Origin of the sequence: Veillonella sp. AF36-20BH (assembly GCF_003602765.1) — a bacterium.
Classification (GTDB): Bacteria; Bacillota; Negativicutes; order Veillonellales; family Veillonellaceae; genus Veillonella; species Veillonella hominis.
Genome location: NZ_QTLR01000002.1, coordinates 272,755 through 298,055 on the forward strand (window position 1 = coordinate 272,755; position 25,301 = coordinate 298,055).

Below are 25,301 nucleotides of genomic sequence, written 5' to 3' on the forward strand. Positions count from 1 at the left end.
TCAGTGAATCTCCAATGGCGTATACAAATCTACATCTTCGTGTATAATTGCACTAGCAAATTGCTTGCACTGTTTATAGATAGATTCACGATAGCTTTTACGATCATCAATATATTGATTTTCAGAACGAATTTTCTTATTATAGGCCATTAGAAATGCCTTACGCCCCTCTGCTGTCAGGTAGCAACCTTTATCAGAATTATCAAATTCGGATAAATCTACCATATTACGGCTCACCATAGATAGCACCATAGAATCTATAATTGGCGCCCGCCATTCTTCAATTAAGTCAGATGCGAGGGCTGGATGACCTTTAGCTAGGCTATGCATGACTCCTACGAATGGATGGAGACCTGCATTAATAACACCAGCTAAGATTTCATTAAACAGCATGCTGTAACCTAATCCGAGCATGGCATTAAACGGATCTCGAGGCGGTTGTTTTGTACGTTTTGTAAAAGCAAAGGCAGATGGCACAATTTTACCGAGTGCTTCAAAATAAAGACGACTTATCAGCCCTTCATACCCCATGAGTTCAGATACACGCATACATTCACCAATATGACTACGTACAGATTTAATATTTGCAATCTGTACATCTATATTGATATCCTCTTCCAAATTACGTGCGTAGCGGCGAAGAATAGTCAGCTGATTACGCACCTTTGCCCGAATAATTTTACGTGACATAGCCACTCTAAATGCATTATCATCTAACAGATCAAATTGCTTCTTATGTTTGTTAATGTCAATAGTATTAGTATTGATTATAGTACCAAAATACTTGCCATAACCAGATAGCCATGTAATAGGTACTCCACGTTCAATAAAATCAGTTACCAATGAGCTTGTTATAGATACTGAATCAAAGACAGTAATATCTTCGATTCGCTCTAAAGGAACCTCGAACAATACCTCATTATTACGACCAACTACAACATGACCACCGTCACGCTTGATAAACGATCCTGCTTCTGTAACATATAAGGATGACATATAGTCGCCTCCTTTTATACAAATGAATACGCTAAGGAATCAATTTGGGTCTAAAGATGATAATCTATGAAATTATTCAGTTTAATGAGTTTTCACACTATTGAATTTGTTCTAATACATATGTATTGATGGTGTCGTAGATTAATTCATTTTGTTTTGATGGTTTCATTATAGTTGAAAATACAGTTTGAATTAACTCTAAAAAAGACTGCAAAGATTTAATACTAACAGACTTACAAATTTCTACTTCTGTCAACACAACAACTTCATGAGCAATTTTATTACGTATTTTTCTTTCGATATGACGAATATCATTTAACTGCTTTAGCAATAAAGGATTAACATTTGGCTGATCCTCTAACATATGTAACATATGATTCAATGAGAGTTGAATCTCATTAAATTGTGGTGTTTTAGTATGTGCATACCATGACGAATAAAGCTGTGGGTGTTTTTCCTTAAAACTTACCATATCAGTACGAGGGCCTCCAGGAGTCCATTTTTCAAATTCATCCCACTTCACATGATACGTCGTGGAAAAATAGTACAACATTAACTCATACATAAAAGGAGTAATTTTTAAAATAAAGTCTTCAATCTGCCCCTGTTTTAAACGAACCTCCATAAGCATTAAAAACTCATGTAATTTTATCCGTTTCCAATCAGTAAATACAGATTTTAACGATAAGTCACCTACCCTATTGATTTTCTCTAAAGCTAATTTATATTCTAACTCTAATCGCAACTTTCCATGTTCAAGTAATGCTAAAATATCGTTATCTAATTCATCGGTAAATGTTTTTTTATAATGCTCATAAAGACTTATAGCCTCTTTATATTTATAGCTATTAATAAGAGTATGGAGAGATTGTTTAAGATTGTTACGCTTAATATATCCCATCTGAGGTTCATGGCATCGATTTTCAGTGTCTTCTTGATCATCAAAGTTATTTTCAATAACGATTTCAATATCTTCGTCATCATTAACTGCTGGCTCAGAACGATTAGAGCCACCTTGAGGACTATCGACTTGTATACCTCGTCCCGCATCATGCTCCACGCTAAGATAAGACATAATTAACTTCATTTGAGGTGTACCAGAGCTTAAGTTAATCAATATCTCTGCATCAGGATATTCTGAAAGCATCTCATAGAAATGGTCAACAAACGGTTGTAAAGTATCAATACGATGTACATCTTCAAGACCTGTGTATATAAGCTTAATATCTAAATCAGCTTTCACATGTTTTAAAGCCTTAGAAAATCGGCTATCAGATGCTTCCTTTTGCTCCATATCCTTACTCAATACGAGGATTGCCATATCAGGGTTATAATGCCTTACGATATGAAGCATCCCTCCATCATAGCAACCACGAATAGGATCTGTATCTCCTACTGGGGTATAAAGAATTCTCATTGTACTACCTCACTTTGTACGCCACCCATACCTAATGCGGTCTTAATTCCAAGCCCTGTGAATTGGCTATAGTAGGTCAATAGAGATAAGATGCGTTGCATCACTAAATTTCGCTTAAATTGCATAACAATCTCTCCACGGAAACCACGGATTTTAACCCCTTCTAAACCATACATGCCCATTCGCAAATTATAGTCGCGAATGAAAGCAGCTGATTCAAGTGCAGCTAATAAATCTTCAGAGTCCATCATTTCAAACGTAGTGAACTGGTTCCATTGACGCAATAAATAGCGATAGATACGAAAGGCTTCAGGGAAGATTGTATATTGTTGATCTACTTTAAAGCTTGTTGTAGTCACACACCGCAATTTAGCCTGCGCATATTCTGCTTCACCACTCCAAAACTTAGCCATTAACGCTTCATAAGAGGTTTCCTCTAAAATGGTTCTATCTTGAATATAAATATGCCCTCGTTTTTGTTTCAAAAAAATCTTTTCAGGCATATCTAGTGCTAGTCGTAATATACGCTCAACAGCCTCTGCTGTTACAGCAGAAAGACGCCAAATATATTGACCTTTTTCTTTATCAAAATAGATATATTGGCTATAAGGACGCAGGCCCGTTTCATGCAACTGACCTGCGTATTCTGTCCCAACTAACTCCATTAAGACACCATGTAGCACGCTACCTATGGACTGCACAATTTTAATAGATGGATCTGCTGCTATTCCTAACTCTATGTCCATAATCTCAATATTATCTGCCAATATGAATGCCTCCCATCTCATAATAATTGCCATTCCACTTCACTAACTTGATTGCACGTGGTGCCATAACTGTATCTTTACGATCATGTTCAGCCTTTTGGAAATTAACATCTAAAATGGCTTTAATAATATCAATTCCTGTTTTTTCATCATCTGTGAAAGCAGCCATAATAATAGTTTTTTGAACAAAGCCTGTATTACTGCCAATATAAGCATTAGCTGGCTCTAGAGCTTTAAAAATAGATGGACTTACTTTCTTAAATTTAGAGGCTAATAACTTATGAGTAGCATCAAAATCTTCCTGTAAAATATCTAACACTTGATCGATACTAGTAATCCCTATTTCTTTAGTCATAGCCGTATCAAGAGTTACTGTAAAGGAGAACTTCTGATTTGGTAAAATGCACTCACGATGTACCGAAATAGCGTGAGTGCCATCTTCATCAATACAAGAGTCCTCTTTCTTTAGTACCTCTGTTTGAATCGCACCCATAGGCATGGCATCAGAAACAGAAACACCTCGAAAAGCACTAGCTAAAATACCATTAACTCTCTTTTCTGAATTCCTGAATAGTACTTGTATATTACGATCAATCAACTTATTCACTTCTCGTAATACAGAACTAAATTCACGTTTACAACGCCTCTTATCATATTGGAAATCTCTATATTTATATAAAATTTCTTTCAGCTTTTGTTGTACCGTAGATCTAAATCTAGTATCTCTACGAAGCATATGTGAAATAATAGCACTATCAATAACACCCTTAATCGAGCTACCTGGAATATATACATCCCCATTTGCTCCACGAATTTGAGGAGTAATGTCATTCAATGAGTTTTTACGCCCTTTATTATATATCGATGATTTCATGATTGAGCCAATAGCAGAACCTAATGTATCTTTTGTTAATTGAGATGCACCAATAGTATTTTTTGCCCAATCATACATAGTCCGACCATTTGGTCTCACCATTTCATCCTGCATATATTCTTCAAATTCAGCTAATTTATTAAGCTGTGCTAAAAAGCGAAACCACTCGTAGTTATTAAGAAGATATACTTCACCAGCATCGTAATTATACATATAATCCTTAGTCGTTAACTTTTCAGGGCCACCAATATTGGTAGGGCTCACAACAGTGAGCAATAGTTGTGCATGATCTATACGATTACTCATAATCCACCCCAATCCATAAGCCCATACCATTACGATATACAGGATGAGGTAAAGTATCCCCCGTAATAGTAAGCATTTGTCCTATTAATGCTTTTGGACAAACAGAGCCTTCTTTAACAACATAATAGGAATTACGTTTCACTTGAGTTGTACTTCCCGCAGATCCTACAAAACCGCCACGCTTTTGTAATTTATAGGAACCTTGTTTTAAAGTCGCCACTTCATCACAAGTTGGAACACAGGCACTAATGCACATCATGTTCCCTTGCTTATTATGAATCAATGCATATAAAGCAGAAATATCTTTATAGATACCTTGAGCCTCTAGTTCAATAGGATTATCAGCTAATTCAAATTTCCCATAACCACCACTTCGTTTACCACCAATACCAGATAGGCCTAAAACTTCAAGTATACATTCAAATAACGCTCGGCTTGTATCGTCATTAAATCCTGCAATAAGATATAGTCCCGCATGTGACATAAATTGATAGCTGCCCACATAATATGGTCGACTCTTCTCTCCACGCATATTTACCTGTGCAGATGTTTGTTTTGCACCAAAGCTAGGCATATATTTTTGTGAAATATCGGCCTCTATATACTGACTAAAATTTTGTAACTGTGATGCTCGGATATACTCAATTTTCTTAATCTTCTTTTGCTCTGTAGCTATCCGTTTTGTCTCTGCAAAACTTGTAATAGGCAGCTCTTTTGAATCAATTTGCATGATAGGTGTAGGTACATACAATTGATACTCGCCATTATCTATGCAGTATGGAAACAAACTAGATAATACAATATGTTGGTCTTTTACAGAGTCGATAAAAGATTGTAATAAACCTGTATCATGGCTGATTTCATGACAGCATGCACCGAATAGTGCATCAGATCCTAATGTAAGGGAGATAGTTTCTAAGTTACCGCCTTCTGAGGTATCCCCGAAATGTACCGGTGTAAGAAAACGCAATGGATATAGATAGTAGTTCATAATAACAACCTACTTTCTTAATATATCTAATAAATCCTGCGTATTAATAGCACTATTACCTACTGGCTTCACATCATCAATAGAAATATTTACACGACCGTAGCCACGAGACCCATGACCACCCAAATAGTCGATACCTAGTAATGCAAGACCTTCTTGTAAAATCTTCATATCTTCAGTAACTTCGGCTTCATTTTCAATGTTATATGCAACTTTAAATGTAAATACAGTACCTGCTGGAACACGTTCAATTTGACGAGGGTTAGCACTACCATCAACACGATTAATGGTGTTTTCAAACTTGATTTCACCCATATAAGTATCTGTCTCTATATTAGCAAACAGTTGACGAGTTTCATCTGTGATAAATAAATCATAAAACTGTAAACGAGCTGGTTTTACAGGATTTACGGAGCCAAATAAACGTTTAATTTCTTCTTTATCCTCTTTAATATCATTCATTATATAGTCGTTACAATGACTTTTAGCTAGTAGGGTACGTAATTTGCCTTTAATAGAACTACCAGGAATAATTGGCTCTTGAGTAACTACATCACGAATGAATGGTGTATCAACAGAGCCAATAGGTGCAAAATCATTACTAGCCCCAATATGCATACCTGTTTCTAGTTTAATAGTACCTGTAATTAGTAATTTACCACGTAAGGATTTTAAATTATCATTATTCTCCATGTTATACCCCTCCTATCGGCGATTTCCATTTGATTGATTGTAATTTTGATTACTAAATGGTTTATTTTTGTTCCATGCTTCATTAGCAGCTGCAATAACACTGACAGCTCTATATTTATAAAAAGCGACTAATGCTTCTACATATTTACAGAACATATCAAATTTTTTAACATCAGTACCAATGCATTCAACCATCTCTACCAATTGACTATCTTCAATAAAGTTTTTTACTGGGTATTTATTATCTTTATCTCGACCAGCTTGATATAAGAATGTAGTTTTTAGAAAACGAACCTCCATCGCTATATTTTCAGGTAGCTTATCAAAGGATTTGCTTTTACGTTGTTCCACACCCAATTTATTTTTAATAGCCACTACACTAGATAAAATTTTACGCACTTGTGCATACTTTACGTCAAATACTTCATCTGTTTTTCTGCATTTTGGATTATATCTTAAACGACCGATAGTTTCTTCTGCCTTATTGACAATATCTATATCCCAATTAAATTTACCTTGTATCATATACTATTCCTCACTTTGTATCACGCATATAGTAAACAATGAGGTTGCAAGCTGTTAATAACGCTTTGCAATCTTCTTCTGATTGAATCCATCTATGAATAGCTGTAACAAAGTTTTTATATGATTCATAGGTAGGATTATCTTTCTTAGGCTCTAATCTAGCCAATAAATAGAGTATACGAGCCACATTAATATGTTTACCTAAGGCTCTATCATTTAATACACCTTGTAGTAACTCCATTAGCTTATAAATTAAACCTTTACCCAATTTCATTTTGGATTTTTGATTCTCATTAATACCTGGGATAACAAATAATTGATTTAGTGTATAAATTTTATCTTCTATTACATTATCAATGAGTACATCCCATTTATATACATGACGACATATACGTTCTTCGCCACTCGCATTTTTATTTGTTTCAAATCCAAACAAGGCAATACTATCTTTGCCCTCATTATCTTTAGCTACACTTTCAAGTAAACCTGTAATTGCAGCCATTTGGCTAATTGGATAGGATGGAGAAAATAAAGCTAATCCAGCAGACATAGTAATTTTATTATCTGTAACCTCTGCCAGTTTTTCACGAATATCAATTGCTAATTCTAACAATTCGTCCCATGCACCAACAAGGAATACATCGTCACCACCGGAGTAAATAACGTGAATTTTTCTAGTCGTAACTTTTTTATTAGCCCAAATAGTAAATGGTGTAACAGATCTACCAAAACCTTGCACATCACCTTGAGCCATTTTATTAACGGCAACCTTAAAGAACATTGCCAAATCACGAGATAAGTCAGCATATCGTGATAAAGTACCATATTTAAATTTATCAGAGCCCTCAGAAATAAAGCCTCCGATAAAGGCAGCACCAAGGTTATCTACGTCTGCTCGTAATACACCAAGTCGCTTAATACCTTTATCATCCCCTAAGCCACTAGATGCGGCAAGTTCTTCGAATTCATAAACTTGACCATTATCCTTGCGTGCTACATAATCTGCTAACCAAATACGATTAAATACATTATGCCCTGTTTTAGCTGTATTCTTAGAGTAAATTCTAAAAATCTCATGACTAGATTCAAACTTCTGTAATGATGCTTCAGGGACCACATAAAGATATAACCTCAAATTATCCGCATCACTATTCAAATTATTAACATATACTTCAACCTTAGGGATACTTTCACTATCATCACTCGTATTAGGGCTGGCTAATACAAAGACCGTATCTCGACTGTCAACAATCTGTTCCCCTAAGCGATACAAGCCATTACAAATTGGACACGCCTCAGCATCTGTATCCTTACCATAAGGCGATAATATTGCTGTTGAAGTATGGCAAATGGAACATTCTCGCTCACCATGAAGAACTGTATTATACGTACTATTTGGATTAAATAGATCTGTTAGGTGCCGTTCAGAATATCGTTTAGCCTTAGCCTCACCAACAGATTGGCTCACCTTACGGAATAATGTACGTTGCGATTGAATTAACTCGGCAGCTGTTGCTGTAGCGGAACCAAGTGCTAAATACAATTTAGTATCAAATACGGTTAAGAACCATTCGTTAATAGATTTTTCCATAGATTCAATAGCAGTACAAGTTTTTGTTGTATTAGGAGCCAATACATAAAAATGACCGCCACCATTGTAAATAAGGTTTGTCCGAGTTAACTGCAATGCATCTAATAGCTCATCTACAATTTGTTCCATCAAAATTTCTAAATAGAATGAGCGACCACGTAATGATTTCAATGCACCTTTAGACGGAATCGTATAAATAAAATTCTGAATGCCAGAAATATCTCCAGATATTAATCGAAACGCTGACATTTCACGGAACTTTTTAGAATTCTGATAACAGTATTCTTTATAATCAGTAATGCCTTGTTCCTCAAAATAATGCACCATACTATGTGCCACAGCGGCTGTTATCTTTGAGTGCATATACAAAGAGATATCATTGGCTTGATCTGTTGCCGTACTAGATGGCATATAGGATACAGTGTCTTCATAAATTCTCAACAACTCATTAACGGACATCTTATCTATTGGTTGTTGCTGAAAGTTCTGTACTAACACATCATATAGTGCCTTATATTTATCACTCGATGCACGTATCGTTTTATCACTTTCAGGATAATTAAAATGGTCAGACACATCAATGCCACGTAGATAATACTGTAAGGGTTGAGTACTAGTTTTACCGCCAAATACACGAAAGATTGATTGGAGCGGTAACTCTTTATCAAACTTCTGTGTAGAGGTATTCTCATCACCTTCCTCAAGATCTCGACGGTCTACAGCAGCAGCAATATTATCCGCTTCGTACACAATGTATGCATAATCATCACTTTTTAGTTGAGCCGCACTAAGCTCTTTTCCATGATGATACTTCAAACAATGAGTAATACTTTGCTTTAAGCCCATATCGGAAAAATAGGGCTCAATGAAAGCAGCGCCGCGCTTAGAATGTGCATCGGTTCCCTGATTAGCTCGATACACGACTTTGCCGATATCATGAAGCAATGCACCCTTTACCAGTGCATCCCATTTACCCATCACATCGCCTCCAAACTCTACTTAAGAAATAAAAAACCTATTGACTTCATTATATATTCATTTCTGATTAAAACCAATAGAAAAACCATCCGATTTATACAAAAAAGCCAGTATATTCACTAAAAAGAATATACTGGCTATATTTTTGTACTTATATGAGTTTTTAACATAAGAACCGGCCCCATAAGGGGATTGTTTAATTTAACCTAAATACATGAGGGAAAAATACCCGCAAGCCTACTATTTTTTGTTTCCGTCCCCACCAGGGGATTATTTAATTTAACTCCAGAAATCTTCGAAAGTGAAGAACCCTTTTTGAATATGGGTGTTTCCATCCCCATCAGGGGATCATTTAATTTAACCAGACTATACCTAAGAACTTGAATATTGAAGTTTGTGGTAAGATGTTTCCGTCCCCATCAGGGGATTATTTAGTTTAACCGCTATGCAAACACAAAATGAAATGCTTATGGCTATTTTAGCAGTTTCCGTCCCCATCAGAGGATTACTTAATTTAACATATTTATGACATCAAAGAAGAATGTTCTATCTATTTATTACCGTTTCCGTCCCTACCAGGGGATTATTTAATTTAACTCATTCCTAAAATCCATCCAATGCAAAAGCCTGTATCAGTGTTTCCGTCCCCATCAGGGGGTTATTTAATTTAACATAGTAGCAATTGTTAGACAGAATGTCTATGATTCTGTAACAGGGTTTCCGTCCCCATCAGGGGATCATTTAATTTAACAATGGGTATTTAGCACTAATATTGAAAATCCAGAAGTAAAGCTTCCGTCCCCATCAAGGGATGATTTAATTTAACACAATATCTGACGAATATTTGAATCAGTTCGCAAAGTACATGCAGTTTTCGTCCCCATTAAGGGATTATTTAATTTAACTATTACTCTATTATTCTACGTAGATTATATCACAAAAAGGATATCTTATAGGTTTCCGTCACCTAATGAGGATCAATTAATTTAACAAAAGCGATGTTCCCTGATGAACAATCACCCTATGCTGCGGAGTTTCCGTCCCCTAATGGGGATTATTTAATTTAACTCTATTTATCTCAAAATTGTTAGAAACAAAAGACCTAGGTTTCCGTCCCCTAATGGAGATTATTTAATTTAACAACAATGAAACTCTTTATTAATTATGCTCTAATTAAAGAATTGTTTCCGTCCCCATCAGGGGATTATTTAGTTTAACCTGACTTTATTCTTGTTAATAGCCAAACAATTAAATTGATCGTGTTTTCGTCCCCATTAGGGGATTATTTAATTTAACGACTTTTACAATAGCCCTCAAAACCTAGCAGATTTTGAGGAAGTTTCTGTCTCTACGTAGTAGAACACGGTGAATGTTGGTCACAGAAGCAAGGCACTCAAAACCTAGCAGATTTTGAGGAAGTTTCTGTCCCCATCAGGGGATTATTTAATTTAACCTAGTACGTTTAGATGATTGTAATGTATGGGAGTCCGAAAGTGATTTCCGTCCCCTAATGGGGATTATTTAATTTAACCAAGGAGTACCAAAAATTAGTATTCCACGACACAAAAGGTAATGAATTTCCGTCCCCTAATGGGGATTATTTAATTTAACTACCATATATTATCGGTGGTAGGGTAGAAAAGATTGTTAGTCGATTTCCGTCCCCTAATGGGGATTATTTAATTTAACCATTGGTTATGGATGCATATCTTCATTATAAAATTAGGTCTGGTATTTCCGTCCCCTAATGGGGATTATTTAATTTAACCCCTCAGTAGACTCAATAACAGTCTGAGAAGGATTAGCCACAGATTTCCGTCCCCTAATGGGGATTATTTAATTTAACCTAAGAAATCTACTACTATCAATGGCGAATATATCGCTAGATTTCCGTCCCCTAATGGGGATTATTTAATTTAACATGGTAGCTAGTATATTGTTATTTTCATCTATTAACTCTCTTATTTCCGTCCCCTAATGGGGATTATTTAATTTAACTGGACAAAGCCAGCTGAGGAAGATGGAAACCGATTTACATACTTATTTCCGTCCCCTAATGGGGATTATTTAATTTAACCTCCATTCTTCAAATTCTTCTAATATCCCGGGCCGGCTATATTTCCGTCCCCTAATGGGGATTATTTAATTTAACGATCACTATGCTTAATGCATATCGATGTATCAGTTGAATAGTTATTTCCGTCCCCTAATGGGGATTATTTAATTTAACTACAAGGGAACCCTAGCAGTGACGATCTAACGCCTGAAATTGATTTCCGTCCCCTAATGGGGATTATTTAATTTAACAAGTTAAGCTATCTAATGGGCTAGTTGTTACACGTAGTGGTATTTCCGTCCCCTAATGGGGATTATTTAATTTAACCAACTTAAGAGAACGGGGTGTACTCCATGAAGTAAAAGGGATTTCCGTCCCCTAATGGGGATTATTTAATTTAACCTAGAAAGTGCAAAACAATTTAAACGCTGGGTAACAAGATTTCCGTCCCCTAATGGGGATTATTTAATTTAACCCTGTCTTTGAAACAACAGATATTTACTGGTTCTAAAATGCAAAAAACGGCGGAGATTGTAAATCCACCCCAAAAGGCACTTTAGCGAGCTAAAATAATGCCGTTTAACCGCGCCACTATCACAACGGCGCAGATTTATTTTTCCAAAGATTAAATCTAGGTCTATTATAGCACATCACTAGCATTAATGAAAAATATATGAAAATAGAGCCACCTTATATAAGGTAGCTCTATTGAGGTGTCATATATAACTTGTTTTTAATAGTTCATCTGATTCCGCAGTTTCGTTTATTTTCTTATACGCCTATCCTCCTTTTCCAAATTTCTCTCCACCCTCCTACTTCTACTTTCACCGTCCAACGAGTTATCTCGTTAGGTCTCTCCAGGCGATAAATAGTTCGGCCACGACTTGAGGGTTTTGGCTGAGTTTGATGCGGGCTAGCATTTTTCGCACGTAGTTGCAGTGTTCTAGCATCGCTTCGTTCAGTTTGTGTTTGACATGACGCGGGGATTGGTACACCAAGATGGGTGCAAAGTCCGCCACATGAATATAGCTCGTATCGGGTTCCGGACCTTCCGTAACGATATATTCATAGGGTATAGCCACGTTAAAGAGGCCATACACCACGTCCTTGCCGATAGGGCGGCGACATTTAATATGCGCAAAGGTTAGATGCGGACCATAGGTCTTAGGCGCGGTATAGCTGCTGCGTCGACCATCGCTGGTCATAATGTAGTTGGGTCTCAGCCCTTCCTGCATCGCCAGCTCTCTCGTAATCATTCGCATTGGCAGATGGACCATTTCTTCGCGTCCATCCACAAAATAACACTTCGTACTGTCCCCACCACTAGGTTGATAGGTAGGAATAAAACAAACAATGTGATTCTTTGGATTCGTGTAGATCAAATCCAAATCCTCTCCCTTAGATAGCCGAGCGGCCATCAAATCTGTTGGTTTATCATCTATTGCCATGGAATCCTCTCCAATCTGATCAGGAACATTCCTTTCAACAATACAATGAACACGTGTTCTGTGAAAGCAGATTAGCATGCTTTAATCTGCTACTGACCTTATTGTATATCAGCCTGTATAATTTGTAAATATATATACAAAACTATAGAAGTTTACGTATAATTAAAGACTTTATGATCTTGTAAAAGTTATATATATCTTGATGTGTCATTATTTTCTCATTTAAATTGAGAATTGCATATTTTATGTATATTCGTTAATCGAGATTAAAAGAAATATGCAATATATAGGATATAAATAAGAAATTAAATTATAATAACTAATGTATATGCAAGTCTTCAAAGTCCGTACTCAAATATCTACGCAGCTTTCGAATAGCTCGTTCGTGACGCCGTTGTATGGCTTGGCGGCTGCAGTTCAACTCTTCACTAACCGATACCAAGCTTTGACACTCACCATAGACACGGCGCAGTAAGTCCCGTTGATCAGGAGATAGTCTCCCTAAAGCCCACACTAGACGAGCTCGCAGTCTATGCTCTTCGTCGGCACTCATTACCATATCCGCCACATTCTCGCCAGATGCGAAGATATCCATACCAAAGGCGACTTCTCCATCATCGGTGGTGCGATCTGGGATGTGAATTTCACGGCGATAACGCAATCGCTCTCGCTTCCAGTACCTCATGTAACCGTACATGATGCCAGCTTTCACAAAGCCTGGAAACGGTACGGGTCCTTCCAAATCAAAGCTATAAATCGATTCTATGAGGATCGCCCAAAGATAGCTCTCTACGTCCTCGCGGAACTCGCGATTTCCCATGCGATTCGTATAGTGCAAGATGAGCGGTCGATACCTGCGACAGAGCTCGATTTGTGCTGCATCATGACGAAGCTCATCAACGGACCATGGTTGATACCCTACCGTCTGAATCCTCATATTTGGCTTTTGACAAATGGACACGAGACTCTTGTCCGACAAGGACGATAAAACTTGATGACCACAGACGAGGGTCTGTAATTTCAGTTTCTCTGGAATACTTCGGCTAGACTCATCAGCTTTCGATAATAAAGAATGAGATGGTAATGCCTGTGTTTCTAATTTTTCTGACTGATAGTTGTCATGTTGTAAGTTTGCAGTTTTAATACATGTTCTTTGTACTAAAGGTTCTTCGTTGGTATATAACATAAATCCCCTTTCCTGCCATGGCATAGCGCTTATGTACACAATACCGCGGAAAGAGTGTTTTGACAAATCCGCAATTCCTCGGAATTTCCCTATATTCTGTTATATTTGAGTCTTAATTTCTAACCAAAGTACAACATAAGTATGCGATTCAAAGGGTAATTGCTGAAAATATATAATTACTAAAAATGACACCACATACGTAATGTGGTGTCATTTTTTAGAGGAAATATATACTATCATTGGGTAATCGTATTCAATCTTTAGGTAGTAGTATTCAATCTGAAATTGTCTGATTAAATCGCAATACACGCGGCTTGAACAAAGTCGTTTAGCTGCGGTTTTACATGATTATAATATACATCAGCGCCATAACCGCGCACGATGTCGCCCCAGTATTTATATACATAGCGGTACCAGAAATGGAACATACTGTTCGTGAAATGGTAATCCGCGTACTTCGCGTTCCCACGACTACTTGCCTGAATGCGACCTACGAGCCCCATGGACATAAGATCGTTCAAACGAGATGTGAACGTGCCACTTTTAATTTGGCTTTCTTGTAAAAGCTCCACATAGTACGGTCTTTCCAAGCTAGCAAGACCCGTTAAAATGGCATTGGCACCCGTTATATTTTTCATATCTCGATGCAAGATATACTGTGTTTCTTCAAAGAGAGCTCCCGTTACTGAGAAGAACAAGTTAATAATATTCGTATCGATGCTTTCACCATTATCAAAGTATTGCACATAGGCAGGTAACCCACCTGTTACGGCAAAGACGGTGCGCAAATCGTCCTTTGCATAGTGAAGGCCCAAGGATTTCATATCCACCAAGGAAAATGGTTTCACCTCAAGATATTCGGACACGAAAGGTCCGATAAGGCTGCGATTGCCAATGATGCGACCATCGAGCTGTTCCATGCCATTCGCCATCAAAATGATGTTCAAACGACTCGTATCTTTATAAGTATCTAATAAATCGCGCAAGTGAATGGGAAACTGAGGAACTGCTTCCACTAAAGATGGATAATCATCAATCACCACAGTTTGAGGTGTTTTCACACTGCTTTCAAAAAGCCTTACAAAGGCCTGCTGCAAACTCTCTACAGGCTCGAATGTATCTTGAGCATCAGCAGGAACAAAACGTGCCTCAAGAGCTCTATTTATATCAGCCACATGGACTGATTCATTAGCCATGCGCCCCGCCAAGTATACCGCCTTATGACGGCGTACAAGCTGCGAAGCCACATAGGATTTACCACTGCGATGAGGGCCATATACAACACATAAACTCATTCGGCCCAATGCAATACGGGACTGGATACTCTCTATAATCTCAGCACGTCCCACAAAATTCATATACTCACCTCCAACTATTTACGGAAATTATTATATCATAATTTTAAATCATTATTAAACTTTTTTTCATATAGTTAACATAGCTTTTTATTATGTTAATTTTTTTACCCATCAAATCAGAGCTTTCATGTGATACGTATTTCCTTACTATCATAAAAGGCCTTATGATTACGTTATTCCCAGATATGTTTGATATCAACATATCCTATAAGGCATGGTTATATAAGTTATACATTATAAGATATACATATTAAACTATATATTTTATATTTTAATCTATATATATTAAAAATGACGTGCTTACCAAAAGGTATAGCACGTCATTTGCATATAAAGTATATTAAATTGTTACTGAATGTTCTTATACTAAACTTCTTAATAGTAAATATCTAATTCGTAAATTTCTGATTACAAAATCTAATATTCCTAAATATCTTATGGATCAATTTGCGTTTGCATTTTCATCAATAAGATGCGCTTAACCGATTCGTTGAGGCGTTCATTCGAAATCGTTCCATCCGCCACCGCCTGGGTCAGCGCACGATGGACTTCATCGATATGAATCGTATCCGCATCAACAAGGATGAGATCACTGCCCGCCAAGATAGAGGCCACAGCGTAATCGCCTATCTTTTGATTGGATTGCAACGCACCCACATCGATACGGTCTGTCATAACGATACCCTTATAGCCAAGCTCCTTGCGAAGCCAACCATCAATAATCGCCTTAGAGGAGCTCGCCAAATTCTCGTTATCGATAGCGGGAATTTGAATATGGCTCATCACGAGCATATAGCTATTCGCCGTCGTCTGTGCAATGAGACGTTTAAAGACGGCTACATCATTATTGCTGAGATACGCTTTCGCCTCATTAGCAGATCCAAAGGACGCATCCCCTAAGGTCACCGCCGGAAAGTAGTTATAAGCAAACCACATATGATTAATTTGGTAACGCTCCACCATGGCAAGGTTTATGTGACCTGCCCACGTGGGGTCCGATGTATAGGACATATTCGGTACGCCAAGGTTAGCATTAGGCCCCATAACCAAGTTAAAGCCCATATCCCGCATTTCAATAGCAGATCGCGTGGCCAAATTAATGATATGATCCATAGGCAATTGCCCCCACCGATTGGGCTTCGGTAACCGCAAGAAACTTTCATTCCCATGCAATATGCGATCACGATGCACCGCAATATAAGGTGTCACCATGCTAGAGGTTATCGCCGTTTGCATAATATCGCTGGTGAAAGTTTTCACTTGGTTCTTATTAATAAGATTTTTATTCGTTAGCATAACGCCACTGACACGGTATTTTCGGATCACATCCTTTTGGGATTGTCCTATCGTACTACCATGAAGGCTGATCATCATCAGCTGCCCCACCTTATCCTCTTGGGACATGGCCGCAATCCAAGTGTCCACCTTTTCAGACACGGGTTTATTGGACTCCAGGACGGCACGGTACGATACGGTTCGTACCGTTTCTTGTTCTGCCTGACTCTCATGTTGGCATCCAGTTGTACCAACGACAGCAACTAGTAAGGCAAGGCCACTCAGGACCCGCCGAAAAAACTGGTTCATCTCTCCTAAAAGCTCCTTAATGCTTACGCAATATTATGAATATTATGGGCTTTCTATGTTGCTCTCCCAATGCAACACCCATAAGTCCCCTCTTGATCCGTACAGTATATTTTTATATTATACACTAAATGATTCATCTTTTCCTCATAATAAAATAATTTTTTTATACTGAATTATTATAATAAAGTTATACAGTAAAAATATGTGAATTTTGAATAATTATACAAAAAAATCCTACGGATCGTTTAAAAAGTGACCGCACTGTAACAAAGGCTACGTGAGTATCAAGTCACTCATGACCCGTAGGATTTTCTATTTTATATTGTTGTACCCTAAATAGCTAACTATCATTAGCCTTTAAATTTAGGGGATGTTGGGCATGTTTCAGGTGTTACGTCTTTACGAGTACCAAGAACCGCGCTGCGGTCTGTGTAGTGTGTGTGTAAAAGTTCGTGTGCCTTATGGCCCAATGGTTCGCCTAAGAAATCTTTGTACAATGTTTGGATTTCTTCATTTTCATAGGACGCAACCCATTTGTAGTTTTCGTCAGCTTCGTAAAGACCGCCGATACGAGCTTCTTTAGTTTTCACGGCTTGCGGCAATTTAGTGCGCGGTTGGCCACCGCCACCAATACAGCCACCTGGGCACGCCATAACTTCGACAAAGTCGTAGTGTTTACCGCTGTCTTTCAATGCATTCAAGAAGTCACGTGTATTTTTACCACCGTGAACAACGGCAACGGACAATGTTACGTCATCACCCAATTGAACAGTTGCCTCTTTTACGCCTTCCATACCGCGAACGTCTTCGAGGTGAGTCAACGCATATGGAGGTGGCTCTTTATCAGTGATGAGCTTGTAAGCCGTACGCATCGCCGCTTCCATAACACCACCTGTGTTACCGAAGATGATGGATGCGCCAGTTTCCATGCCGATTAAGTCGTCGAATTGAGATTCTTCCACTGTGTTGAAGTCGATATGTTCCTCTTGAATCCAACGAATAAACTCACGAGTTGTGATGGAAATATCTGTGTCCATGCCAAGGGATTCGTCATTGTGGTAACGAGCCGCTGCATTTTCTTCTTCCCGTTTCGTTTCTGCTTTTTTAGCCGTACAAGGGTTTACAGATACGGATACGATCTTACGAGGATCGATGCCTTTTTTCTCTGCAAAGTACGTTTTAATCATAGCCGCTTCCATAGCGATACAAGAACGTGTGGAAGACAAGTTAGGAATCAATTCAGGGAAATAGATTTCCGCAAAGCGCACCCACGCTGGGCAACAGCTTGTAAACTGAGGGATTTGACCGCCATTTTTAAGGCGTTCTACAAGCTCGGATGCTTCCTCCATGATGGTTAAGTCCGCACCAAAGTTAGTATCTACTACATAGTCTGCACCAAGTTTACGCAAGGCACCGACCATTTTGCCTTCCAAGAATGTACCTGGTTCGTAGCCGAAGCCTTCACCGATGGCTACACGAACAGCAGGAGCCGTTTGGATAACGACGATTTTTTCAGGATCTGCAAGGGCTGCTTTTACCTTTTCAAGCTCGGATTTAGCATGCATGGAGTCGAATGGGCATGCTGCCGCACATTGACCGCAATGAATACATACAGGCACATCGCCGTTTGCATCAAGGTCGTAATAATCAAGTACGCTCATTACATCCGCACAAGCGCGACGGCATAACGTACAGTTTTTACACTTGGAAATGTCGTGATAAATGGATGGATTGTCTAGTGCAATCGGCACGCGTTTATCGATAAATTCGTATTGAGACATGAGGACCTCCTCTAACAAACTATAATGACCAAACTATTGGGGCGAAATATGCCAAACTACGGAGCACTGCGCCCAAGCCATACTTCTGCATCTTACCTATAGTATACGCTATGGTGAAAGTTTATACTATGTAGAATTGTTACACTTTTGCACAAAACCTCTGAAAAAGTGTACTGTAAATCACATTTTACCATGAAAAAATGAATAATTCACCTAAAAAACGCACGCTCTTTAAAAGAACGTGCGCCAGTGAAGCTTTCACAAAATCATTCAATCTAAACAAGCCTGTACTGATCAATAGTGTACTCGTCTGTAGGATTCAATTATTTACCGCCCCAAATAAGTTGGAATACAGCGTACGCAGGCGTACCTGGCTCAACCTTACGGCTATTTTTATTAACTTGTTCCTCTTTCACAACATAACCTTGTGGGTTATAAAGAGTTACCTTAAGATCCTTAACTTCCCGTTTTTTATGATTGAACTCTTCAGTCACGATATAGTGGTAACCTTCGTAATCCATAGCTTTAATGTCCATTACCGCTTTTTTATCATCTTTTTTAACAGAATCATTGTCGATAGACCAAGTAACACCATTACTATCAGTGCCTACTGTATACCAATTAGCCGCATCAACACTACCAATACCGCCGATTAATAATGCACCTGCTGCCAAAACAGCTGCCAATGTTTTTTTCATATTAATACCTCTCAAAGAAAATACAAAAATATACAAACTAGTATATAAGGGAAAACTAAATATTTTATGAAAGACAAACTTATGGACTCGAATCTTAAAGCTTCACATAATAGGTCGAACGGCCGCCACCCTTACGCTGAATACGACCAGCCTTCACAAGAGAACGCACTGCACCTTCAATAGCACTATCACTGATATTTGGACACCATTCTCTAATATCTTGCTTTGTGAAAGCCCCTAAATGCCTATCGATGGCAGCTTGCACCTGATTCATCGCAGAACCGCTATTTACTATCAAAGCACTGCGGTCCTCAAAGTCATGATAAGCGGCCAATAACATTTGTAACCAATACCGAATGAAAGCCGTAGGGCAGGAGCTTTCACCATACCACGCATCACTAGACTCGCGTAAAGCCGCATAATACATGTCCTTATTTGCTGCAATTTTAGCCTCTAAGGACACATATTTACCGACCATAAAGCCACTGCGATACAACAATAACGTCATCAACAATCGACTCATGCGACCGTTCCCATCATTAAAAGGGTGAATATATAAAAAGTCATGAATAAAAATGGGAATCGCTAGAAGTGGTTCCACCTCGCCATTACCTACAACCCGATTATATTCCGCGCAAATCTGATCTAAAGCCTCCGCCGTTTCATAAGGTGCTAGCGGAGTAAATAATACCTCTGTTCGACCATCTGGATACGTAGCACTAATATAATTCTGTACGCTCTTTAACTGCCCACCACGTGCATTAAACTGGTAATTATACAAAATCTTGTGCAACTGCAAAATATGGTTCCGAGACAACGATATAGAATCATAACTCTCATGGATAACATTCAATGCATCACGATATCCCATGATTTCCTGCTCATCCCGATTACGAGGTGTCGTCTTATCAGCCACTAATTGCCGGAGGCGAATGCTCGTCGTCACAATCCCTTCAATCGCATTTGAAGCCTCTGTACTCTGTACCTTTGCCAACTCTACAAGCGAATCTAATATGGCAGGACTCTGTGAAAGCAAAACCTCCTCCTTGCCATTTGCCCGATAAATCCCCGCAATAAGACTCAAAATATCCATATCCCACGACAAAGATTGAATCTGACCATACTCAAAACGACGCATACACACACCTCCATTCCGCTCTAATCCCTTATAAATAAAACTATTCCCTTAAATTATACCATAAAATAAGGGAATAAATTTAGAATTTACCAAATCAAGTGATATACGTAATCTAGATTACTTTCTTCTTGTATTTGTATGTCTGTATTGTCGTATATTTGGCCACCGATTATATAGCCTGCTGGATTGTATACTTTCTTCTCGAGCAGTTTAGCGGTCTTTGCAGCACGATTGAATTGAAATGTATAGATAGAGTGATCATCGCTAGGATCAACAATCTTTAAATTCAACTTAGCCTGCGCATCATCTTTCTCCACCGCATCAGTATTGAGAGGATACCAACTTTCAGCATAAGACATGCCCACACCAGCACTAAATAACAAACCTGTCACCGCTAAACATACAAACCATTTTTCATAACCGTTCTCTCCTGATTAGAAAATCTAAACAACTATGCATTTTGCATAATACAATTTATTATAACTTCATTATAATATCATAATTGCATAATGCTAATAAAAACTCTATAAAATGCATAAATTGTATGGCTAAAATAGCTTAACAATGATTAATGCCGAGATTTATAATACATCCTGTAAAAATCTTCTATACTCACGATTTAAGTTCTTTAATTATAAAATCATTTATAGCTTTGATTTCTGTTTGCTCAATTTTTTCATTATGCTCAATAAAATATAATTCGTTATCAAATTTTAAAACAGATATATAGGCTTCATCATATACTTGATTTATTAATTTTTTTGAATTTGAAAACCTCTTAAAATCTTCACTACTCCAAGAAAGTTTAACTCTTTTAGTATTTCGGTCTGTATAATATTGTAATAATCCATTACCACAATACACTTTTACAACTTTATTATTTGAAGATACTAATAATACACTGATTAATTCCCTTTTACATAGCAAATGTTTCTGTAATAAAATCTCTTTTATCATAGTAGAAACAATATACTCATGATTAGTAACAAGAAAAACACTTTCTGATTTTTTTTCATTTTGCATAAAAGAATCATGTAAACCTGTATATATTTCAGTTTTTTTATAACAGTCAATAATATCTATACCTATATACTCCTCTACAAAAGATTCAGTATATGGTTCTGTAATAGAATCAAAACAACGATATAAAATCTCTTTATCCATTAATAAAATAGGAAATGGATCTATTGCTAAACGCATCACCGAAACAATTCCTATACACTGTTTAAGATGTTTTTCAAATGTAACTTCTAACTCCTCTGCTCTGTCACTAATATAGATATTATAAGGTATATAACTATAAAAGTGCTGAATCCCCTGTTTATGAACATACTTATTTAATTCTGAACTGAGATTTTTAGCATTATCAAAGAATACAGGCATTTTATCTTTCATATCAACAAAGATGTCCCCATTTCTTGATAACTCCTGAATGATTTTACCTTGCATTGGAAAATCTAAAGTTTCCATCCATGCATCTAAATATCTTTTCCGCTCATCTTCAGGCATATCAACTAAAAACACCATTATAGTTGATATCTCAATTGCTGACCGTAACAAATAATATGCACAATCAAAATAGCCATCTGAAAAAAGTTTAATAGCATTAATTAATTGTTGTGCAGCTTCCTTGATAAATAAATTGGATATATTACCATCTAACCTTCCACTTAAACTATGCTCAATATTATAAATATCTATATAATATTTAAGCTTATTAAGAGAGTCATTCTTTAAAATATTATTATCTTCAATATATTTTATATATTCAAAATCATTATCATTCATATGCTTTACAACCCTATTTAACCAATGAGATTACTTACCAAAGGACTATAATCAGTTTATATAAATCTAAAAATGATAAAAGGATGACTCTAATAATATAAACCAAGCTTTATTTAAATAAACTGCTTTATATAAGAGTCATCCTATTATACGAAGGATTATTTTCCCCATAGGGCCTGCATAACTTCCGCCCCCATGGTATCCGGTTCAATTTTCGTAGGTTTTTGTGCTTGTTTACTGGATAACAATGCTATACCAGCATTGCTATATACTGTTGTATCAAGTTCTGTCCATGTTTTTTCTTTGCGATCAATCCGAACTGTATAAATATATGTGAAGCCTTCAACATTGTTAATTTTAACAAGTACTGTGGCGGCATCATCTGTTTTATATACAGAAGAGTTGTCAATAAACCATGCCGCATCGTCAGCATCAGCATCGATATAGTACCAGTCAGCAGCACTAGCTTGACCAAAGCCACCTACAAAGAAAACCCCTGCTGCAAACATAGCAGCTAACCATTTTTTCATTTTTAAACTCCTCAACACTAGAGGCGACCATCTAAGATGATCGCCCATGGTTACTTAATAGTTATATAGTGTTTTATATTATTCTACTTCTTCTTCGATTTCAGCGCCTGGAATAACAGCAATACTAGCTACCTTATCACCTTCGTCGAGATTTTGTGTTTTCACACCAGAGATAGCCTTGCCCTTCTTCACAGCAATGTCATTCATATTGAAGCGGATGATTTTGCCTTGCTCAGAAATAAGCATGACTTCGTCATCGTTATGAACAACTTCTACGGCTACTACATCGCCGGTTTTGTTCGTAATCTTGAAGTTCTTAGAGCCTTTACCACCGCGTTTTTGCAATGTATAAGCTTCCGCATCATTGCGTTTACCAAAACCTTCTTCAGAGATAGTAAACACTTGTGCTTCACTTTCATCAGTATTAAGAACACCAGCGCCTACAACTACGTCGCCTGCATTCAATTTAATGCCGCGCACGCCGTGAGCCGCCCGTTTCATGAGGCGCACATCGTGTTCGCTAAAGCGAATAGCGATGCCCAACTTAGTGCCAATCAAGATATCTTGGTTGCCAGTCGTTACATTAACGGAAATCAAACGATCGCCTTCGTCGAGGTTAATTGCATTGAGGCCAGAACGACGGATATTGCGGTATTCTTCAATAGCCGTACGTTTTACAACGCCGAACTCAGTGACCATGAATAAATTTACATCTTCATGAACCCGTTCAAGGTCGATCATAGTCGTAACGGATTCGCCTACCGCGAGTGGCAATACGTTAACCATAGCGGTACCGCGAGAGTTGCGAGAGCCTGCTTCCGGCACTTCGTATGCCTTGAGGCGATATGCACGGCCTGTAGATGTGAAGAATAACAATGTATTATGGGTCCGCACATGCATAATTTGCGTTACATAATCATCTTCCTTCGTCTTCATGCCGATAACGCCAGCGCCGCCTTTATGTTGGTTGCGATATACGTTCGCGTTCATGCGTTTGATGTAACCTTGTTTAGTCAAGGTAATAACCATTTCTTCGTCAGCAATAAGGTCTTCTACATCAAGGTCGGATGTGTCGATGGTGATTTCAGAACGACGAGGGTCGCCGTATTTTTTCTTCATATCATCGAGTTCGTCTTTGATGATTTGACGTTGACGCGCTTCGCTAGCCAAGATAGCTTTCAAATCTTCGATCAATGCCAATAATTCCTTGTATTCGTCTTCGATTTTTTCGCGTTCCAAGCCTGTTAAACGGCGTAAACGCATGTCGAGGATGGCTACCGCTTGTTTCTCTGAAAGCCCGAATTTTTGCATTAATGCATTGCGTGCAATTTCGTCAGTTTGGGAACTGCGGATTGTAGCGATTACTTCATCGATGTGGTCGAGGGCAATCAACAAGCCTTCCAAGATGTGAGCGCGCGCTTCAGCTTTGTTAAGCTCGAATTGAGTACGACGTACGATAACATCTAGACGATGATCTAAGTAGTAACCCAATACTTCTTTCAAATTCAATACGCGAGGATGTCCATCTACGAGGGCTAGCATAATCACGCCGAATGTTTCTTGAAGTTGAGTGTGTTTATATAATTTATTGAGTACGATGTCTGGTTGCACATCAGCCCGCAATTCGATAACGATGCGCATACCTTGGCGGTCAGATTCATCGCGAAGTGCTGTGATGCCATCGATAACCTTATCACGGCTCAAGTTCGCAATTGTTTCAATTACGCGAGCCTTATTCACTTGGTAAGGAATCTCAGTCACTACGATCTTATGCTTGCCCTTAGACATCTCTTCGATGGTTGCACGAGCACGCATTTTAACGCTACCACGACCTGTGGAATACGCTTTTTTGATGCCTTCTCGGCCCAAAATGAGCGCTCCAGTCGGGAAATCTGGACCTTTAATAGCGGTCATCAATTCATCTACAGTCACATCCGGATTGTCGATGAGCATCGCTAGGCCATTACATACCTCGTTGAGGTTATGTGGTGGAATATTTGTCGCCATCCCTACGGCGATACCACTGGAACCATTGATGAGAAGATTTGGAATCTTCGCTGGCAATACAGTTGGTTCTTGCAAGCTTTCATCATAGTTCGGCATGAAATCAACAGTTTCCTTGTCGATATCGGCAAGCATTTCCGTTGTAATCTTCGCCATACGTACTTCGGTATAACGCATCGCAGCAGCACTATCGCCGTCGATGGAACCGAAGTTACCGTGACCGTCAATCAAGAGGTAGCGCGTATTGAAATCCTGCGCCAAACGAACCGTCGCATCATAAACGGAATTATCACCATGTGGATGATACTTACCGAGTACGTCACCGACGATACGAGCGGATTTCTTGTACGGTTTATTTGGCGTCATGCCTGTTTCGTGCATCGCGTACAAAATACGGCGATGTACTGGTTTCAAGCCATCGCGCACATCTGGAAGCGCACGCATAACGATTACGGACATTGCATAATCGATGTACGCATTCTTCATTTCTTTATCAATCTGAACGGGATGAATATTCCCGTGGGACCATTGTTGGTCTGCCACAATCTCACCTCATTTTACTAACACTGATACTAATTCATCATATAATTAT

Annotated in this window: 19 protein-coding genes and 1 CRISPR repeat array; all 19 genes read right to left on the reverse strand. The window is 38.1% G+C overall.

Features of this window, described 5'->3' with window-relative positions:
- A complete protein-coding gene (gene cas1 / locus DW000_RS03810; RefSeq protein ID WP_008714629.1) occupies positions 1-996 on the reverse strand; it encodes a CRISPR-associated endonuclease Cas1 in 996 nt (331 codons plus the stop codon).
- A 97-nt stretch (positions 997-1,093) separates the two neighbouring features.
- Positions 1,094-2,413, reverse strand: coding sequence for a CRISPR-associated protein Csm6 (locus tag DW000_RS03815; RefSeq protein WP_120055151.1), 1,320 nt, complete (start codon positions 2,411-2,413; stop codon positions 1,094-1,096).
- A complete protein-coding gene (gene cas6 / locus DW000_RS03820; protein ID WP_120055153.1) occupies positions 2,410-3,180 on the reverse strand; it encodes a CRISPR system precrRNA processing endoribonuclease RAMP protein Cas6 in 771 nt (256 codons plus the stop codon). The genes DW000_RS03815 and cas6 overlap by 4 nt, the downstream gene beginning before the upstream one ends.
- Positions 3,170-4,360: a type III-A CRISPR-associated RAMP protein Csm5 gene (gene csm5, locus DW000_RS03825; protein ID WP_120055155.1), complete on the reverse strand. Its 1,191-nt coding sequence runs from the start codon at positions 4,358-4,360 to the stop codon at positions 3,170-3,172. Before csm5 ends, cas6 begins: the two co-directional genes overlap by 11 nt.
- Complete coding sequence (gene csm4, locus DW000_RS03830; protein WP_120055157.1) at positions 4,353-5,351, reverse strand: type III-A CRISPR-associated RAMP protein Csm4; 999 nt, start codon at positions 5,349-5,351, stop codon at positions 4,353-4,355. The genes csm5 and csm4 overlap by 8 nt, the downstream gene beginning before the upstream one ends.
- Before the next feature lie 9 nt (positions 5,352-5,360).
- The gene (gene csm3 / locus DW000_RS03835) at positions 5,361-6,044 is read right to left on the reverse strand and encodes a type III-A CRISPR-associated RAMP protein Csm3 (RefSeq protein ID WP_004698080.1); all 684 of its coding nucleotides are present in this window, start codon (positions 6,042-6,044) and stop codon (positions 5,361-5,363) included.
- A 12-nt stretch (positions 6,045-6,056) separates the two neighbouring features.
- On the reverse strand, positions 6,057-6,569 hold the full coding sequence (gene csm2, locus DW000_RS03840) for a type III-A CRISPR-associated protein Csm2 (protein ID WP_120055159.1): 513 nt from the start codon (positions 6,567-6,569) through the stop codon (positions 6,057-6,059).
- Positions 6,570-6,579: 10 nt separating this feature from the next.
- Complete coding sequence (gene cas10, locus DW000_RS03845) at positions 6,580-9,138, reverse strand: type III-A CRISPR-associated protein Cas10/Csm1 (protein WP_120055161.1); 2,559 nt, start codon at positions 9,136-9,138, stop codon at positions 6,580-6,582.
- Positions 9,139-10,556: 1,418 nt separating this feature from the next.
- Positions 10,557-11,669: a CRISPR direct-repeat array (repeat unit 35 nt; unit sequence ATTTCCGTCCCCTAATGGGGATTATTTAATTTAAC).
- A 364-nt stretch (positions 11,670-12,033) separates the two neighbouring features.
- Positions 12,034-12,642, reverse strand: coding sequence for a hypothetical protein (locus DW000_RS03850; protein ID WP_120055163.1), 609 nt, complete (start codon positions 12,640-12,642; stop codon positions 12,034-12,036).
- Between the two features lie 319 nt (positions 12,643-12,961).
- Entirely contained in the window at positions 12,962-13,828 is an 867-nt protein-coding gene (locus DW000_RS03855; RefSeq protein WP_120055165.1) for a sigma-70 family RNA polymerase sigma factor, read from the reverse strand.
- Between the two features lie 293 nt (positions 13,829-14,121).
- Positions 14,122-15,186, reverse strand: coding sequence for an ATP-binding protein (locus DW000_RS03860; protein WP_012865022.1), 1,065 nt, complete (start codon positions 15,184-15,186; stop codon positions 14,122-14,124).
- Between the two features lie 435 nt (positions 15,187-15,621).
- Positions 15,622-16,770 (reverse strand): glycoside hydrolase family 3 N-terminal domain-containing protein, encoded by a 1,149-nt coding sequence (locus DW000_RS03865; protein ID WP_120055175.1) that lies wholly within the window; start codon positions 16,768-16,770, stop codon positions 15,622-15,624.
- Positions 16,771-17,120: 350 nt separating this feature from the next.
- Positions 17,121-18,551: a [FeFe] hydrogenase, group A gene (locus DW000_RS03870; protein WP_120055177.1), complete on the reverse strand. Its 1,431-nt coding sequence runs from the start codon at positions 18,549-18,551 to the stop codon at positions 17,121-17,123.
- A 323-nt stretch (positions 18,552-18,874) separates the two neighbouring features.
- Entirely contained in the window at positions 18,875-19,249 is a 375-nt protein-coding gene (locus tag DW000_RS03875) for a hypothetical protein (RefSeq protein ID WP_004694437.1), read from the reverse strand.
- Between the two features lie 94 nt (positions 19,250-19,343).
- Positions 19,344-20,387, reverse strand: coding sequence for a Fic family protein (locus tag DW000_RS03880; RefSeq protein WP_120055179.1), 1,044 nt, complete (start codon positions 20,385-20,387; stop codon positions 19,344-19,346).
- Positions 20,388-20,473: 86 nt separating this feature from the next.
- Positions 20,474-20,779, reverse strand: a complete 306-nt coding sequence (locus tag DW000_RS03885) for a hypothetical protein (RefSeq protein WP_243624522.1) — start codon at positions 20,777-20,779, stop codon at positions 20,474-20,476.
- A gap of 220 nt (positions 20,780-20,999) precedes the next feature.
- Positions 21,000-22,175 carry a teicoplanin resistance protein VanZ gene (locus DW000_RS03890; RefSeq protein ID WP_120055181.1) on the reverse strand — a complete coding sequence of 392 codons (1,176 nt, stop codon included), beginning with the start codon at positions 22,173-22,175 and terminating at the stop codon, positions 21,000-21,002.
- Positions 22,176-22,333: 158 nt separating this feature from the next.
- Complete coding sequence (locus DW000_RS03895) at positions 22,334-22,705, reverse strand: hypothetical protein (RefSeq protein WP_004698032.1); 372 nt, start codon at positions 22,703-22,705, stop codon at positions 22,334-22,336.
- A gap of 78 nt (positions 22,706-22,783) precedes the next feature.
- Positions 22,784-25,252 carry a DNA gyrase subunit A gene (gyrA, locus tag DW000_RS03900; RefSeq protein WP_120055183.1) on the reverse strand — a complete coding sequence of 823 codons (2,469 nt, stop codon included), beginning with the start codon at positions 25,250-25,252 and terminating at the stop codon, positions 22,784-22,786.
- Positions 25,253-25,301 lie beyond the last annotated feature (49 nt).